The sequence below is a fragment of the Klebsiella michiganensis genome (assembly GCF_002925905.1).
GTDB classification, from domain to species: Bacteria; Pseudomonadota; Gammaproteobacteria; order Enterobacterales; family Enterobacteriaceae; genus Klebsiella; species Klebsiella michiganensis.
The window spans coordinates 1-16,871 of sequence record NZ_PRDB01000004.1 but is presented as its reverse complement, the minus strand read 5'-3'; the positions used below and the strand labels follow the sequence as shown (position 1 = coordinate 16,871).

The 16,871-nt window shown below is 56.9% G+C and carries 17 protein-coding genes; 7 read left to right on the top strand and 10 right to left on the bottom strand.

Translation table 11 applies throughout. The features are described 5' to 3' along the window. Positions 1-60: 60 nt before the first annotated feature. The 5 genes from CDA56_RS10910 to CDA56_RS10890 are packed head-to-tail and all read right to left on the bottom strand — an operon-like array spanning position 61 to position 3,110. Positions 61-717: an ABC transporter ATP-binding protein gene (locus CDA56_RS10910; RefSeq protein WP_049078801.1), complete on the bottom strand. Its 657-nt coding sequence runs from the start codon at positions 715-717 to the stop codon at positions 61-63. Further along, positions 711-1,388 (bottom strand): ABC transporter ATP-binding protein, encoded by a 678-nt coding sequence (locus CDA56_RS10905; protein ID WP_103813962.1) that lies wholly within the window; start codon positions 1,386-1,388, stop codon positions 711-713. The genes CDA56_RS10910 and CDA56_RS10905 overlap by 7 nt, the downstream gene beginning before the upstream one ends. Continuing rightward, entirely contained in the window at positions 1,376-2,083 is a 708-nt protein-coding gene (locus tag CDA56_RS10900) for an energy-coupling factor transporter transmembrane component T (RefSeq protein WP_038423621.1), read from the bottom strand. Before CDA56_RS10900 ends, CDA56_RS10905 begins: the two co-directional genes overlap by 13 nt. Next, positions 2,083-2,661 carry an ECF transporter S component gene (locus CDA56_RS10895; protein WP_014226821.1) on the bottom strand — a complete coding sequence of 193 codons (579 nt, stop codon included), beginning with the start codon at positions 2,659-2,661 and terminating at the stop codon, positions 2,083-2,085. The genes CDA56_RS10900 and CDA56_RS10895 overlap by 1 nt, the downstream gene beginning before the upstream one ends. Positions 2,662-2,684: 23 nt before the next feature. Further along, positions 2,685-3,110: a PPC domain-containing DNA-binding protein gene (locus CDA56_RS10890; RefSeq protein WP_103813960.1), complete on the bottom strand. Its 426-nt coding sequence runs from the start codon at positions 3,108-3,110 to the stop codon at positions 2,685-2,687. Between the two features lie 375 nt (positions 3,111-3,485). On the opposite strand from CDA56_RS10890, the gene epd reads away from it, so the two are divergent. The 7 genes from epd to srsR all read left to right on the top strand — a co-directional run bounded on the left by epd (position 3,486) and on the right by srsR (position 10,603). Next, positions 3,486-4,505: an erythrose-4-phosphate dehydrogenase gene (gene epd / locus CDA56_RS10885; RefSeq protein WP_014226819.1), complete on the top strand. Its 1,020-nt coding sequence runs from the start codon at positions 3,486-3,488 to the stop codon at positions 4,503-4,505. Between the two features lie 51 nt (positions 4,506-4,556). Beyond that, positions 4,557-5,720, top strand: a complete 1,164-nt coding sequence (gene pgk, locus CDA56_RS10880; RefSeq protein ID WP_004125049.1) for a phosphoglycerate kinase — start codon at positions 4,557-4,559, stop codon at positions 5,718-5,720. A gap of 97 nt (positions 5,721-5,817) precedes the next feature. Then, complete coding sequence (gene fbaA / locus CDA56_RS10875; RefSeq protein WP_009654956.1) at positions 5,818-6,897, top strand: class II fructose-bisphosphate aldolase; 1,080 nt, start codon at positions 5,818-5,820, stop codon at positions 6,895-6,897. A gap of 188 nt (positions 6,898-7,085) precedes the next feature. Beyond that, positions 7,086-7,943 carry a small-conductance mechanosensitive channel MscS gene (locus CDA56_RS10870; RefSeq protein WP_014839522.1) on the top strand — a complete coding sequence of 286 codons (858 nt, stop codon included), beginning with the start codon at positions 7,086-7,088 and terminating at the stop codon, positions 7,941-7,943. A gap of 149 nt (positions 7,944-8,092) precedes the next feature. After that, positions 8,093-8,728 carry an arginine exporter ArgO gene (gene argO, locus CDA56_RS10865; RefSeq protein ID WP_032751208.1) on the top strand — a complete coding sequence of 212 codons (636 nt, stop codon included), beginning with the start codon at positions 8,093-8,095 and terminating at the stop codon, positions 8,726-8,728. Positions 8,729-8,818: 90 nt separating this feature from the next. Further along, complete coding sequence (locus CDA56_RS10860; protein ID WP_104011362.1) at positions 8,819-9,586, top strand: oxidative stress defense protein; 768 nt, start codon at positions 8,819-8,821, stop codon at positions 9,584-9,586. Between the two features lie 120 nt (positions 9,587-9,706). After that, positions 9,707-10,603, top strand: coding sequence for a LysR family transcriptional regulator SrsR (gene srsR / locus CDA56_RS10855; protein WP_014226814.1), 897 nt, complete (start codon positions 9,707-9,709; stop codon positions 10,601-10,603). On the opposite strand, the gene CDA56_RS10850 is transcribed toward srsR, so the two are convergent. The 5 genes from CDA56_RS10850 to CDA56_RS10825 form a co-directional block, all read right to left on the bottom strand. Next, positions 10,600-12,066, bottom strand: a complete 1,467-nt coding sequence (locus CDA56_RS10850) for an acetyl-CoA hydrolase/transferase family protein (RefSeq protein ID WP_014226813.1) — start codon at positions 12,064-12,066, stop codon at positions 10,600-10,602. The genes srsR and CDA56_RS10850 overlap by 4 nt on opposite strands. 24 nt (positions 12,067-12,090) lie before the next feature. Beyond that, on the bottom strand, positions 12,091-12,876 hold the full coding sequence (gene scpB, locus CDA56_RS10845) for a methylmalonyl-CoA decarboxylase (RefSeq protein WP_014226812.1): 786 nt from the start codon (positions 12,874-12,876) through the stop codon (positions 12,091-12,093). Positions 12,877-12,886: 10 nt separating this feature from the next. Beyond that, on the bottom strand, positions 12,887-13,882 hold the full coding sequence (gene meaB, locus CDA56_RS10840) for a methylmalonyl Co-A mutase-associated GTPase MeaB (protein ID WP_103813958.1): 996 nt from the start codon (positions 13,880-13,882) through the stop codon (positions 12,887-12,889). Continuing rightward, positions 13,875-16,019, bottom strand: a complete 2,145-nt coding sequence (gene scpA / locus CDA56_RS10835; protein ID WP_103813988.1) for a methylmalonyl-CoA mutase — start codon at positions 16,017-16,019, stop codon at positions 13,875-13,877. Before scpA ends, meaB begins: the two co-directional genes overlap by 8 nt. Positions 16,020-16,217: 198 nt before the next feature. Further along, the coding region (locus CDA56_RS10825; protein WP_104011361.1) for an ArgP/LysG family DNA-binding transcriptional regulator at positions 16,218-16,871 on the bottom strand (654 nt) is incomplete at its 5' end.

Sequence of the window (16,871 nt, the reverse complement as noted above, 5' to 3'; positions counted from 1 at the left end):
CGGGTAAAAACTCTGGCTGCCACCGTAAAAAACGGGTCGCTCTGGCGGCCCGTTTCTTTTTCAGACCATCCTCAGCACTCTGCCTTTTTCCAGAAGCACCCGGCGGGAAAAGTGCCGCCGTGTAAACGCCTCATCGTGGCTGATGGCCACTACGCTGGTCCCTCTTTTGCGGCAAACCGCCAGCCACGCTTCAAATATTGCCAGCCAGTGCTGGTCAAAATCGCGGCTGGGTTCGTCAAGCAGCAGTATTTCTGGCGCCATGGCTTCCAGAGAGGCGACGGCGACCATCCTGCGTTGGGCGGTATGTAAATCCAGCGGATGCGCGTCGGCTACGCTCTCCAGCCGGCATAATTTCAGCGCCGCCGCGGTGCGTTGCGCAACCTCCGCAGGAGGCAATTTCTGGAGCCGCAGCCCAAAGGCGACCTCTTCCGCGACTTTGCTGTGGAAGAGCTGGTTTTCGGCCTCCTGAAACAGCACGCCGATGATATTGGCGCGTTGACGGTTTTTGTATTGCGCAATCGGCTTATCCAGCAAATTGACGGTACCGGACGTGGCGGGTAGCAGTCCGGCCATCACCCGCAGCAGGGTGGATTTCCCCGCGCCGTTATCGCCGGTGAGCGCCAGCCATTCCCCCTGGCCGAGCGCCAGCGAGATATTTTGCAAACAGTCAGCCGTCGCGCCGGGCCAGCGCCAGGTCACCTGATTCAACGTTAGCATAGCGGGGAAAGCGCTCCATCGTGCAGTCGCCATCCCTGCTGACACCAGGCAAGAAAAGGCGAAGGGGGGCGTTCAAAAAGGATAATCAATGAACGCTGCGCCAGCGCCCAGTGCCCCAGGCGCTCCAGAAGCATAGCGCTTGCCTGCGCCGTCAGGCGGCTAAAGGCTTCGTCAAGGATCAGTAGCGTTGGCCGCATAGCCAGCGCGCAGGCGATCGCCACGCGCTGGGTTTCTCCCCCGGATAGCGTGGAGGGGTGGCGATGTCGTAACGCCTGGCACGCCGTCAGCGTCAGCGCTTCGTCAATACGGCGCATAATCTCCTCTTCGCTGAGGCAGAGATTTTCAGGGCCAAAAGCGACCTCTTCTTCGACGCTGAAGGTACAGCCGGAAAGCTGGAGATAGGGTGATTGCTGGACCAGCTGGCTGGTCTGCGCCCGTTCGACCAGCGATTGCTGCCCGATGGGGATACCAAGCAGGGTGCCTTTACCTTCGATATCGCCGGGCAGAAAATCCGGATACCAGCCCGCCATAATCTGCGCCAGAGTGCTTTTCCCGCTGCCGCTATCGCCAAAAATCGCCACAATGCCGGGCTGCGAATAATGAAAATCAAAGCATGCCGCAGATCGCGCCGCCTGGGTCGGGTGATAGCGGAATTGTTCTAACGTAACCATAGCCAGGCTCCAGCTTCAGCGACCATCGCCAGCAGCATGCCGTAACGCGCCAGACGTTGTAAGGCGCTGTCTTTCGGCGCCCAAAGCGTGGTGCGCCGACGATGTAAACGAAATGCCCGCATATCCAGCGCCGCTCCGCGTATCGCCAGATCGTTAAGCGCGTTGTGGGTCAGAGGGATAATGAGCGCAGGCATAGCGCGCAGCCGCTGATAGCCGTTCTCGTCCAGCGGTACGCCGCGGGCGCGTTGGGCCTCGTGGATAATCGTCAGCTGGCGCTTTAGCTGTTCGACAACCAGCAGCGGGCCAGCGAACAGATAAGCGACGCCCGGCGGCAGGCGTGAAGCAAACAGGGCGCGAATAAAGCGTTGTACCGGTACGTACTCCATCCACAGCTGTGACGTTGAAACAATCGCCAGAATTCTCAGCCACAGCGTGATGGCGCTGGCCCAGCGCTGCGGGTCGCGAGGGTGGCCGCTCAGCCACTGGGTAAACCAGCCGCCGTGGACCAGCCACAGGCCAATGCCCAGCGAGAAGAGGAGCCAGGCGACGTATTTTGCCCGTCGCCGCGTCGCCCTGAACAGCAGCAAGCTGAGAAACGCCGCTGCGCTATAAATCGGCAGCGCCGTCTCTGCGGGCAGCAGCAGCGTAGTCGCCGCCGCCAGCGCCCAGAGAGTTAATGACGTAAAAGGGTGCATTAGCGTACGGCAGACATCGCAGGAAACTGACGCAGCGTGCGCAGCGGCAGCTGGCGCAGCAGGATCCAGACGATAATCGCGGTAAGGATTTTATCCACCAGATTAGCGCCTAAGACGGTAATCGCCACCGATTCCAGCAGATTCTGACCTGCCGAATGGATCCAGGCGACAAACAGATCCGCGCCGCTGCCCGTCACGCCGCCGAACAGCGCCGTACGCAGCGGTACGGCGACCGCGGTCACGGCGAGGGTAATGACAACGCCGCTAATGACCACCTTCGGTAAGGTGCGGAACCATCCCGCGCGTGCCAGCCATCCGGCGACCAGACCAATCACCATCGCCACCGGCGCAAAGGCGGCGGCAATCGGATCGGTCAGCAGCCCCCACAGGAGGTTGGTCAGTAACCCGGTCAACATGCCAATGACCGGGCCGAGTAAAACCGCGCTGATTAAGGTGCCGATCGAATCGAGAAAGATGGGAAGCTTTAACAGACTGATGAGCTGTCCGCCGATCATATTGATGGCGACGGCGATCGCAATCAGCACCAGGGACTGGCTGGTAAATTGGCGACGAGCCATAGAAACCTCTTTAAGGGGAAAAGTTATCGGGATGAAATGACCAGTTCGTCATAGCCGGAAACCGCGCACGGCTGACGGCTAAACGCCAGGGAGGTCAGTTCGCCTATCACCAGCTCAAGGGTGGTGCGGACGGTACAGCCGGGCATCATATGGCCGCCGAGCATGGCGCCTTGCGGATCGGATATCGCTAAATGGAGATGTTCACCTTGCCATTCCAGCGTGCCGTTCAGGGAGATAACCTCATAGGTCCCGGTCAAAAAAGTGGTCTCATCCTGGCCGGCAAAACGTAATGCCGCATCGCTTAAGCTGCCGGTACAGCCGGCTATCCAGGCAGCCTGAATCTGTTGCTCTTGTATGAAGGCGCGCAGGCGTGAAAAAACTTCATCGCCCGGCAGTAAGCGAAGCGCATAGTAACGAGCCGCAGAGGGCTGCAAGTGGGGGATTGTCATTTTTCGAGGGACTCCGAGACTCGGACGTAACGGTCATCATATCGCCGCTATACGGTATAGTTTCTGATATAAATCAGAGTTTGCCGCCCGGCAACGAAAAGATTTTGCTACGCTTATTCGTCATTGTGGAATAGGGAATAAATTCCGCGGCAGAGAGGGTAAAAGTGTGATGTAAGTCAGATAAATGGTTTCTCCGGCTGGACAATCATTCCTTTTATTCCTTGTTTGGCTTATTCTAGCTGAAGCGTTTCAGTCGTCTAAATGTTCGACAATTAATCAATCAGTCGCAGTTTGCGACAGGTAAGGTTTCCCTTAGAGCGTTGCTGCATTACTCTGTCAGCCACCTCATATCATGGATAGCCTTGCAGGAGACCTATGACCATACGCATTGCGATTAATGGCTTCGGTCGCATCGGGCGTAACGTGGTTCGTGCTTTGTATGAATCCGGGCGTCGTGCGGAAATTACCGTGGTGGCAATCAATGAACTGGCGGATGCTGCCGGCATCGCGCATTTATTGAAATATGACACCAGCCATGGGCGCTTTGCCTGGGATGTACGTCAGGAGAGAGAGCAGCTGTTTGTTGGCGACGATGCCATTCGTCTTCTGCATGAATCTTCCCTTGAGGCGTTGCCCTGGCGGGAACTGGCGGTTGATGTGGTGCTTGACTGTACCGGCGTTTACGGCAGCCGCGAGCATGGCGAAGCCCATCTTCAGGCCGGCGCCAGAAAAGTGCTTTTTTCACACCCTGGCGGCAACGACCTCGACGCGACGATCGTTTTTGGCGTAAACCATGCTGAGCTCAGAACCGAGCACCGTATCGTCTCCAACGCCTCCTGCACCACCAACTGCATTATTCCGGTCATTAAGCTGTTAGATGATGCCTACGGCATAGAGTCAGGAACGGTAACCACGATCCACTCATCAATGAACGATCAGCAGGTCATTGATTCCTGGCATCCGGATTTACGCAGGACGCGAGCGGCCAGCCAATCAATCATCCCGGTTGATACTAAGCTTGCTGCGGGGATCACGCGTTTTTTCCCTCAGTTTAACGATCGCTTTGAAGCGATCGCGGTTCGTGTACCGACGATTAATGTGACGGCGATCGACCTTAGCGTAACGGTAAAAAAACCGGTAAAAGCAAGTGAAGTCAACCAGTTGCTGCAAAAAGCAGCACTGGGTGCATTTCATGGTATAGTTGACTATACGGAATTGCCGTTAGTCTCGATAGATTTCAACCACGATCCCCATAGCGCCATCGTCGATGGCACGCAAACGCGGGTAAGTGGCGCGCATTTGATCAAAACGCTGGTCTGGTGCGATAACGAATGGGGCTTTGCTAACCGGATGCTCGACACCACGTTAGCGATGGCCGCACAAGGTTTCAGGTAAGGCGCTCAGGCGCCTGCAAAACTTTATCAAGAATCAACGAGAGGATTCACCATGTCTGTAATTAAGATGACCGATCTGGATCTGGCTGGTAAACGCGTTTTTATCCGTGCGGATCTGAACGTACCGGTTAAAGAAGGGAAAGTAACCAGCGACGCGCGTATCCGTGCTTCTCTGCCGACCATCGAACTGGCCCTGAAACAGGGTGCGAAAGTGATGGTCACTTCCCACCTGGGTCGTCCTACCGAAGGCGAGTACAACGAAGAATTCTCTCTGCTGCCGGTTGTTAACTATCTGAAAGACAAACTGTCTAACCCGGTACGTCTGGTTAAAGATTACCTGGACGGCGTTGAAGTCGCTGCCGGTGAGCTGGTGGTTCTGGAAAACGTTCGCTTTAACAAAGGCGAGAAGAAAGACGACGAAGCGCTGTCGAAAAAATACGCTGCGCTGTGCGATGTATTCGTCATGGACGCGTTCGGTACCGCTCACCGCGCGCAGGCTTCTACTCACGGTATCGGCAAATTCGCTGACGTCGCTTGCGCAGGCCCGCTGCTGGCCGCTGAGCTGGACGCCCTGGGTAAAGCGCTGAAAGAACCGGCTCGTCCGATGGTCGCTATCGTGGGTGGTTCTAAAGTTTCTACCAAACTGACCGTTCTGGACTCCCTGTCTAAAATCGCTGACCAGCTGATCGTCGGCGGCGGCATCGCCAACACCTTCGTTGCCGCTCAGGGCCACAACGTCGGTAAGTCCCTGTACGAAGCCGATCTGGTTGACGAAGCGAAACGCCTGCTGACTACCTGCGATATCCCGGTTCCGACTGACGTTCGCGTGGCAACCGAGTTCTCTGAAACCGCAACCGCTACCCTGAAATCTGTTAACGACATCAAAGATGAAGAGCAGATTCTGGACCTGGGCGATGCTTCCGCAGAGAAACTGGCTGAAATCCTGAAAAACGCGAAAACCATCCTGTGGAACGGCCCGGTCGGCGTGTTCGAATTCCCGAACTTCCGCAAAGGTACTGAAATCGTGGCTAACGCCATTGCAGACAGCGAGGCGTTCTCCATCGCAGGCGGCGGCGACACCCTGGCAGCAATCGACCTGTTCGGTATTGCTGACAAAATCTCCTACATCTCCACCGGCGGCGGCGCATTCCTCGAATTCGTGGAAGGTAAAGTTCTGCCGGCAGTAGCCATGCTCGAAGAGCGCGCTAAGCAGTAATTCAGTTCAGGCGGGGAGACCCGCCTGTTTTTCAGCGCGCGTAAAAGCTCGCGAACCTTCTTCAACGGTCGAAGATACAGATACAGGACTACGTAACATGTCTAAAATTTTTGATTTCGTAAAACCGGGCGTCATCACTGGCGACGACGTTCAGAAAGTGTTCCAGGTAGCTAAAGAAAACAACTTTGCTCTGCCAGCGGTAAACTGCGTGGGTACTGATTCCATCAACGCCGTTCTGGAAGCAGCTGCAAAAGTTCGTTCTCCGGTTATCGTTCAGTTCTCTAACGGCGGCGCTGCGTTCATCGCGGGCAAAGGCGTGAAAACTGACGTTCCTCAGGGCGCAGCCATCCTGGGCGCTATCTCTGGCGCGCATCACGTGCATCAGATGGCTGAGCACTACGGTGTTCCGGTTATCCTGCACACTGACCACTGCGCTAAGAAACTGCTGCCGTGGATCGACGGTCTGCTCGACGCGGGTGAAAAACACTTCGCCGCAACCGGCAAACCGCTGTTCTCTTCTCACATGATCGACCTGTCTGAAGAGTCCCTGCACGAAAACATCGAGATCTGTTCTAAGTACCTGGCGCGTATGGCCAAAATGGACATGACTCTGGAAATCGAACTGGGCTGCACCGGCGGCGAAGAAGACGGCGTGGACAACAGCCACATGGACGCTTCTGCTCTGTACACCCAGCCGGAAGACGTTGATTACGCGTACACCGAGCTGAGCAAAATCAGCCCGCGTTTCACCATCGCCGCTTCCTTCGGTAACGTACACGGCGTTTACAAGCCGGGCAACGTGGTACTGACCCCGACTATCCTGCGCGACTCTCAGGAATACGTTTCTAAGAAACACAACCTGCCGCACAACAGCCTGAACTTCGTATTCCACGGTGGTTCCGGTTCTTCCGCTCAGGAAATCAAAGACTCCGTAAGCTACGGCGTGATCAAAATGAACATCGATACCGATACCCAATGGGCAACCTGGGACGGTATCCTGCAGTACTACAAAACTAACGAAGCTTACCTGCAGGGCCAGCTGGGCAACCCGAAAGGCGAAGACCAGCCGAACAAGAAATACTACGATCCGCGCGTATGGCTGCGCGCTGCACAGACGTCCATGGTGACTCGTCTGGAGCAGGCATTTAAAGAGCTGAACGCGATCGACGTTCTGTAAGAAAGGTTTGTTGCTTACCCGGAAGCCCGCAGAAATGCGGGCTTTTTTATTATCTGAACAACATGAAATGTTGCTAAATAAATGTGATCAATTTGGCAAAACGCACTCTTATTGTTTACCCTTAACCTGTTTGTAATTATCAGGTTTGGTTATTTTTTCCCCGTCCGGGTATCCATAAGGAAAGTTGAATGGAAGATTTGAACGTTGTCGATAGCATAAATAACGCCGGTTCATGGCTGGTGCGCAATCAGGCGTTACTGCTGAGCTATGCCGTCAACATTGTCGCGGCTATCGCGATTATTATTGTCGGTTTGATCGTGGCGCGGATTGTTTCCAACACCGTCAATCGCCTGATGCGGGCGCGGCATATTGATGCCACCGTTGCCGATTTTCTCTCTGCGCTGGTACGCTACGCCGTTATTGCTTTTACGCTGATCGCCGCCCTCGGCCGCGTGGGCGTGCAAACCGCCTCGGTTATTGCCGTCCTCGGCGCCGCAGGTTTAGCCGTTGGTCTGGCGCTGCAGGGCTCGCTGTCTAACCTTGCCGCTGGCGTCCTTCTGGTGGTCTTTCGCCCGTTCCGAGCCGGTGAATACGTTGACCTTGGCGGTATCGCGGGAACCGTGCTGAACGTGCAGATTTTCTCCACGACCCTGCGCAGCGCGGATGGCAAAATCGTGGTGGTGCCGAACGGTAAAATCATTGCCGGGAATATCATCAACTTCTCCCGCGAGCCGGTGCGCCGCAACGAGTTTATCATCGGCGTGGCCTACGACGCTGATATCGATAAAGTGAAGCAGCTGCTCACCAATATCATCGAATCGGATGAACGTATCCTCAAAGATCGTGAAATGACCGTGCGTCTCAATGAACTGGGCGCTTCTTCGGTGAACTACGTGGTGCGCGTATGGAGTAAGAGCAGCGATCTGCAAAGCGTATACTGGGACGTTCTGGAGCGTATTAAGCGCGACTTTGACGCCAATGGCATCGGCTTCCCGTATCCGCAGATGGACGTTCACGTCATTCGTCCGCAGGAAAAAGCAGAGTAATTCTCCTCTTTTATACAGGCCGGTTTGTCCGGCCTTTTTTCTGCGCCCTATTAGTAGTTCTTATTAACGATTAAAATTTTCAATTTCCTCTAATGATTTCCGCGCGCTATATTCCCCGGCATTGACTCTTTCAGTGGAAATCACTTGCGATGTTATCGTATTACTTTCAGGGCCTTGCCCTGGGAGCGGCCATGATTTTGCCGCTCGGTCCGCAAAACGCCTTTGTGATGAATCAGGGCATTCGTCGTCAGTACCACCTGATGATTGCTCTGCTGTGCGCCATCAGCGATCTGCTGCTGATCTGCGCCGGGATTTTTGGCGGCAGCGCGCTGCTGATGCAGTCACCGTGGCTGCTGGCGCTGGTGACCTGGGGCGGCGTCGCTTTTTTATTGTGGTACGGCTTTGGCGCGCTGAAAACGGCCTTGAGCAGCAATCTGGCGCTGGCCAGCGCGGAAGTGATGAAGCAGGGACGCTGGAAAATTATCGTCACCATGCTGGCTGTCACCTGGCTGAATCCGCACGTGTATCTGGATACGTTTGTGGTTCTCGGCAGCCTTGGCGGGCAGCTGGCGATGGAGCCGAAGCGCTGGTTTGCCTTAGGTACCATCAGCGCCTCATTCTTATGGTTCTTTGGGCTGGCCCTGCTGGCCGCCTGGCTCGCCCCGCGCCTGAGCACGGCGAAGGCTCAGCGCGTTATCAACGTGCTGGTCGGTCTGGTGATGTGGGTCATTGCCTTCCAGCTGGCGAAGGATGGCTTCGCTCATGTTCAGGCGCTGCTTAACTAAGCCTTGTCCGATGGACTTTCTCCGCGTACGCGCTAAGCTTGCAGGCATGCGTCTGCGTATAGACGACCAATGTAAGATGGAGAAACGACAGTGAAGTTAAAAGTCATGGCCCTGGCGGCGGCACTCGGATTTAGCGCAATGGCGGTTCAGGCAAATGAGTTGCCAAACGGCCCACATATTGTCACTTCAGGTACCGCCAGCGTCGCTGCGGTTCCTGATATCGCTACGCTGGCGATTGAAGTAAACGTCTCCGCGAAAGACGCGGCATCCGCTAAAAAACAGGCCGATGAGCGCGTGGCCCAGTATCTCTCCTTCCTGGAGAAGAGCGGCATTGCGAAGAAAGACATTAACTCAGCTAACCTGCGTACCCAGCCTGATTACGACTATCAGAACGGTAAAAGCATTCTTAAGGGCTACCGCGCGGTGCGTAGCGTTGAAGTGACGCTGCGCCAGCTGGATAAGCTCAACGGTCTGTTAGATGGGGCGCTTAAAGCCGGCCTGAATGAGATCCGTTCGGTTTCACTGGGCGTGGCGCAGCCGGACGCTTATAAAGATAAAGCGCGTAAAGCGGCGATTGATGATGCCATTCACCAGGCTCAGGAGCTGGCTACCGGGTTCCAGGGCAAACTGGGGCCCGTCTACAGCGTTCGCTATCATGTCTCCAACTACCAGCCGAGCCCGATGGTACGGATGATGAAAGCCGATGCGGCGCCGGTTTCTGCTCAGGAAACCTACGAGCAGGCGACCATTCAGTTTGATGACCAGGTGGACGTGGTGTTTGAGCTGCAGCCGACCCAGCCTGCGCCAGCACCTGCGGAACCGGCGAAACCCGCTGAAGAACCCAAAGCCGCACAGTAATCCTGTCGCCCGGCCTTTGCGCCGGGCTTTTTCTGTGACTATCTGTAAAATTGAGAGCGCGACAAAAGTCTTTTCCCTGAATAAGGTAAGGATATATCCCTGTTCTACGATGAGGTGAGCATGGATATCTTTATTTCGAAAAAGATGCGCAATTTCATTCTGTTGGCGCAGACCAATAATATTGCCAGAGCGGCGGAAAAAATTCATATGACCGCGTCTCCCTTCGGCAAGAGCATCGCTGCGCTGGAGGATCAGATCGGCTATACGCTATTTACCCGTAAAGATAACAGCATCAGCCTCAATAAAGCGGGGCAGGAGCTCTATCAGAAGCTGTTTCCCATTTATCAGCGCTTATCGGCCATCGATAACGAAATTCACTATTCCGCGCACCGCTCGCGCAACATCGTTATCGGCATCGACAATACCTATCCAACGATTATTTTCGATCAGCTCATCAGCCTGGGCGATAAATACGATGGCGTAACCACCCAGGCCGTGGAGTTCAGCGAGAATGGCGTGATTGATAACCTGTTCGATCGCCAGCTGGATTTTATTATCTCGCCGCAGCATGTTTCGCCCCGCGTGCAGGAGCTGGAAAATTTGACCATTAGCGAACTGGCGCCGCTGCGTCTGGGGTTTCTTGTTTCCCGCCGTTATGAAGATAAGCCGCCGCAGGATCTGTTACGTGAGCTGCCCTGGCTGCAGATGCGTTTCCAGAACCGGGCCAATTTTGAGGCGATGCTGGACGCGTATATGCGCCCCAGCGGGATCAACCCGACGATTATCTATCGCCCCTACAGCTTTATGGCCAAAATTAGCGCCGTAGAGCGCGGGCAGTTTTTGACGGTTATTCCTTACTTCGCCTGGCGTCTGGTGAATCCGGCGAAGCTGAAGTACTTCGACGCGCCCGGCAGCGCGATGTATATGCAGGAGTATCTCTATTCGCTGAAAAATCATCGCTATACCGCCACGATGCTTCAGCATATTACTGAAGATCGCGACGGTGCGGAGGGCTAGCCGAGCATTGAACCGTGCTCAAGCAGATTACGATGCAGGTCGAAGGCGTGGGCGAGGTCGTGGTGAATATGTCCGCCGGGAGCGCTCTCCAGATAGCGATGTAAATAGTCCCGGTAGAGCGGATGCGCGCAGTTATCAATGATGGCGCGGGCGCGCTGCAGCGGCGATAGCCCGCGCAGATCGGCGATACCCTGCTCGGTAACGATCGCCTTCACGCTGTGCTCGCTGTGATCGACATGGCTGCACATCGGCACGATGGTGGAGATCTTCCCGTCCTTGGCGATGGACGGCGCCATAAAGATAGAGAGCCAGGCGTTGCGTTCAAAATCGCCGCTGCCGCCGATGCCGTTCATCAGATTCACCCCGGCTACGTGCGTCGAGTTGGCGTGACCGTAGATATCAAACTCCAGCCCCACGTTGAGGGCGATAACCCCCAGACGGCGGATAATTTCCGGATGATTGGAGATCTCCTGCGGGCGCAGGACAATGCGGCTGGCGAAGAAATCCATATTGTCGTAAATCTTGCGCAACGAACCGGCGGATATCGTCAGGCTGGAGGCGCTAACGCCGGTGATTTTCCCCGTTTCCAGCAGATGAACCACCGACTCCTGTAAAACTTCCGAGTACATCATAAAAGCCGGGATATCCGGATTTTCGCCCAGCCGCGCCATGACCGCGTTGTTGATATTGCCCACGCCGCTTTGCAGCGGCAGAAATTCAGGCGGGATGCGTCCGCGAGCCATCTCTTCCAGCAGAAAGGTGACCACGTTATCGGCAATTTTCTGACAAACCGGATTATTGTTATCCAGAACGTTTCCGGCGTCGGGCAGCTCGGTCTCCACCACAGCGACAATCTTTTTCGGATCGATTTGCACGTACCGGCTGCCCACGCGATCCATCGCATGAAAGATGGCGATGCTGTTGCGCCGCGGCGGGGCGCCGGGGATCACGATATCGGCCAGCTCGGCAACCCGCGGGCTGTGGTAGTGATTCAGCTCAATGATCACTTTCTTCGCCCGCAGCAGCCAGGTTGGCGCGTTGCCGATACCGCTGGTGAGCCAGACCCGTCCGTCCGGCGCGATAGCCGAAGCTTCGATCACCGCGACATCAATCTCGCCAAAGAACCCATAGTTGACCATTTGCGCCACTTCGCTCAGGTGCAGATCGACAAACTTCACCTGCCCCTGGTTGATTTTTTGCCGCAGTCCGGAGGCGGTCTGATACGGCGCGCGCCACGAGACGGCATCGGCTGCCGATAGCGCATCATCGGCGGCGGCGCTGATGGAGGCGCCGGTCAGCAAGCGGATCTGAAAAGGCTTCTGCGCCCGATGTAATTCATCAGCGCGGCGAGCGATGGCCGCGGGCAGCGCTTTAGGCGAACCGGCGGGCGTGAATCCGCTGAACGCCACCATCTGGTCGTGCTGGATAATCTCCGCCGCTTCATCGGCGCTCATCCGTTTCATTTTATACTCCTTAATCCGGCGTGATTAATGGCCGACGAACTCAGGTTTACGCTTTTCCATAAACGCGCTCATGCCTTCCTGATAATCCACGCTGTCGTAGACGGCGCGACGCATTCCCTGAATACGTTCGAACTCATCGGAATTCATGGTGTGGGCTTCGCCAAGCACGCGCAGCTCTTCCTTAATGACCGCGATCGCCAGCGGCGCTTTCTCGGAGATGTGGTGCGCCATCTGCAAGGTAAAATCTTCCAGTTCGTCGGCGTCCACCACGTGATTGAGAATACCGACCGCCAGCGCGCGCTGGGCGGTAATCGGCAGGGCGGTGAAAATCAGCTCTTTCACGATATGAAAGCCGGCGTCGCGGGTCAGATTGTGAATGCCGACCAGGTTGTAGGGCACGCCGAGATTCACCGGCGTCATAGAGAACGTTGACGTGCTGGCGGCGATGATCAGATCGGAGCTCATGATCATCTCAAACGCGCCGCCCCAGACGCTGCCTTCGACCATGGAGATCACCGGTTTCGGATACTTTTGGATCATACGGGTGATCTGACGCAGCGGATCGTCATACGAGAGCGGATCGCGGCGCCCGCCGGGCAATTCGTGGATGTCATGGCCGGCGGAGAAAACCTTTGCTCCCCCGGGCGCGCGTAAAATGACGCAGCGAATTTCCGGCCGGTTGAGGTCGCTCAGCGCCTGCATCAGATCGTCGATAAACACCTTGCTTAAGGCGTTGAGCTTGCGGCTATAGTTGAACTCAATCACCGCAACCTTGCGGATAATTTCGACATTAACATATTGATAAGACATAAATATCCTTTTACGCAAAGTAATGATTCTGGAGGAATTCGCTAATCTGCCGCAGGCCGGTGCGCGGCGAGAGGCCGTTGTTTTTTACCGCCTGTAGCGTTTGCTGGAAGTAGCGTGCAAAGTCGGTTCTGGCAAACAGCAGGTGCAGCGCCTCGGTTTCGGCCTGCTTTTGTAGCCACTCCAGCGCCTGGCGCTGGCGCAGTTTTTCCAGATCGCCGCTGTCGGTGAGGGTGGTTTTGAAGTCAAGAATTGCGAGCCAGACGGCTTCGATGCCGCGCTGCTCCAGCGCGCTACAGCTCAAAACGCGCGGCTGCCACGCGGCGTGCTTACGGCGCAGAATATGCAGGGAGGATTCATACATATGACGGGTGATTGCCACGCTGGCGCGGTTCTCGCCATCATCTTTATTGATAACCACGATATCCGCCATCTCCATAATCCCCTTCTTAATGCCCTGCAGATCGTCACCGCCGCCGGCGATCTGCAGCGAGATAAAGCAGTCCACCAGCCGGGAGAGTTCCGTTTCCGACTGGCCGACGCCGACGGTTTCGACAATCACCGCGTCATAGCCCGCCGCTTCGCACAGCAGTATCAGCTCCCGCGCGCGCAGGCTGGTGCCGCCCAGATGGCCGCTGGAGGGCACCGGGCGAATAAAGGCCGAATCCGATCGCGCCAGTTCGATCATGCGCGTCTTGTCGCCAAGAATGCTGCCGCCGCTGACCGGGCTGCTCGGATCGACCGCTATCACCGCGACCCGCAGGCCGTGGCGAATCAGCAGCATGCCGAAAGCTTCCAGAAAAGTGCTTTTTCCGGCCCCCGGCGTGCCGGTGACGCCGAGGCGCAGGGCGTTGCCGGTGAAGGGCATAATGGCATCCAGCAGCTGTGCGCTTAGCGCCTGATGGCGGGGATGCTGGCTCTCCACCAGCGTCATGGCCTGGGCGAGCGTGGCCCGCTCGCCCAGGCGTAGTCGCCGCACGGCGTCCGTCAGCGTGGCGTGGTTAATCATGATATTGGCTAATCCTCATCAGGACGTCGCGTACGCTCTCCAGCATCGGCGTACCGGGGCCGTAAATGGCGGCCACGCCGCGCGCCTGCAGAAAGGCGTAATCCTGCGGCGGGATGACGCCGCCGGCGATGACGCAGATATCTTCCCGCCCCCATTTTTTCAGGGCATCGATCAGCTCGGGGATCAGGGTTTTGTGGCCTGCCGCCAGAGATGAGGCGCCCACCACGTGCACGTCGTTTTCCACCGCCAGGCGGGCGATCTCTTCTGGCGTGGAAAACATCGGGCTCAGGTCAACGTCGAAGCCGAGATCGGAATAGGCGCTGGCGATCACTTTGGCCCCGCGATCGTGACCGTCCTGACCCATTTTGGCGATCAGAATGCGCGGGCGGCGGCCGCGTTCCGCGAGGAATTTTTCGGTTTGCGCAACAATAGCGTCGAACTCGCCGGCGGCTTTGTCTGACTGGTGGTAGCTTTGCGCAATCACGCCGGTGACGCACTGGCTGGGCACCAGGTAGCGGTCAAACGCCGCCTCCAGCGCGTCGGAAATTTCGCCCAGCGTGGCGCGGACGCGGGCGGCGTTGATGGCGGCGGCCAGCAGGTTTTCACCATGCTGCGCGGCGTGGGTGAGGGCGTTCAGCGCGGCTTTTACCGTCACGTCGTCCCGACTGGCGCGAATTTTTTTCAGCGAGGCGATCTGTTCGTTGCGCACCTTGACGTTGTCGATCTCCAGTACCGCCGTTTCATCTTCTTTTTCCAGCTTGTACTTATTGACGCCGACGATGACGCGCTTGCCCTGGTCGATCAGCGATTGTTCACGGGCGGAGGCCTCTTCGATCATCCGTTTCGGCAGTCCGGCCTCGATCGCCTTCGCCATTCCGCCCGCGTCGTCGATCTGCTGCATAATGGCCCGCGCCTGCTTAACGACTTGATCGGTCAGCGATTCGAGGTAGTACGATCCGGCCAGCGGGTCTACGGTGCGGCAGATCTCTGACTCCTCCTGGATGATGATCTGCGTATTACGCGCGATACGGGCGGAAAAGTCGGTGGGCAGGCCAAGCGCCTCGTCGAAAGCGTTGGTGTGCAGCGACTGGGTGCCGCCGAGCGTGGCGCCGAGCGCTTCGATAGTGGTGCGGATTACGTTGTTATACGGATCCTGCTCGGTTAGGCTCCAGCCGGAGGTCTGGCAGTGGGTGCGCAGGGCTAAGGATTTCGGATTGGTGGCGCCGAAGCCGCTTACCGCTTCGCTCCACAGGTAGCGTGCGGCGCGCAGCATGGCGACGTTCATAAACAGATCCATACCGATGCCGAAGAAAAACGACAGGCGCGGGGCGAAGTCATCGATTTTCAGTCCGGCGGAGAGCGCGGCCTTGATGTATTCGATACCGTCGGCCAGGGTAAAGGCCACCTGCTGAACGCAATTGGCTCCGGCTTCGCCCATGTGGTAGCCGCTGATGCTGATGGTGTTAAAGCGCGGCATGTTGCCCGAACACCAGGCAATGATGTCGGCAATAATGCGCATTGAGGGCTTTGGCGGGTAAATATAGGTATTCCGGCACAGGTACTCTTTCAGAATATCGTTCTGGATCGTGCCGGTGAGCTGTTCAGGCTCCACCCCTTGTTCTTCCGCCGCGACGATATAAAACGCCATTATCGGCAGCACCGCGCCGTTCATGGTCATCGATACGGACATCTTATCCAGCGGGATCCGATCGAATAAAATCTTCATGTCTTCGACGGTATCGATCGCCACGCCGGCTTTCCCCACGTCGCCCGCCACGCGCGGGTTATCGGAGTCATAGCCCCGGTGGGTCGCGAGGTCGAAGGCGACGGAAAGCCCTTTCTGCCCCGCGGCGAGGTTGCGGCGATAGAAAGCGTTGGACTCTTTGGCGGTGGAGAAACCGGCGTACTGGCGGATGGTCCACGGCTGTGCGGTGTACATGGTGGCGCGCGGGCCGCGAACGAAAGGCGGCAGGCCGGGTAGGGTGCCGGTCACTTCCAGATTATCAAGATCGGCTTCGGTATACAGCGGCTTAACGTCAATGCCCTCTGCCGTCTGTTTTACCAGGGCATCGACGGTTTTTTCCCGCCGGCTGAGCTCTTTGTTGGCGAGCGTTTGCCACTCCCGTAACTCTGACATGTTGTGCTCCGTATGCGCAATGAAATGGGATATTGCGAATACGGTGAGCTTTTTCATCGCCCCTGTCGCCAGCAAAAAATAGCCATCGATGCGTCGTTTTTTGCCGCATGAAATGTTTTATTTTGTGATGTATTTCAAAGATATGAACAGGAGAAGGTGGGTCATACAGGCCGGACGGCGCCGGCCTGCTTGCGGGGGTTAATCTTGTCTCAACACTTTATGGCCGTAATCGATCAGCGCATCGGTCACCCGGCGCATCATGCGGCTTTCCGGAGCAAAACGGTGCCAGTAGAGCATCCGGCGCTGGAACAGGCCCGGCGTGAGGTTAATCAGTTCGCCGCTGTTCAGCTCTCTCTCAATTTGCAGATGCGGGATCATACAGCAGGTTGTTCCCTGACGGGCCAGCTGCACAAAGGCTTCCGAGGAGTTCACGATATGGCAGGGCACGCTGCCCGGCGGCAAATCGAAGTTCTGCTGCAAAAAGGCCTGGTGCATATCATCGAGATGATCGAATGCCACCACCGGCGCTTTCAGCAGCGCCGAGCGGGTCACCCCGTTGGGGAAATAGCGCTGGGCAAACTCCTTCGAGGCGACGAACAGGTAGTCGAGGGCGCCGAGCTGATCGACCAGGCAGCTGGGCAGCGCCTGCGGCTGAATACTGACCGCGCCGACCACTTCGCCGCGGCGCAGGCGTTCCTGGGTCCGGGTCTCGTCTTCCACCTGCAGGTTCAGCCGAATAGGGGAGTCGGAAAGCACGCTGGAGAGCGCGGGCAGCAGCCAGGTGGCCAGGCTGTCGGCGTTGACCGCCAGCGATAGCAGCAGCGGCGTGGAGCCGGTTTGTTCATCGCCAGC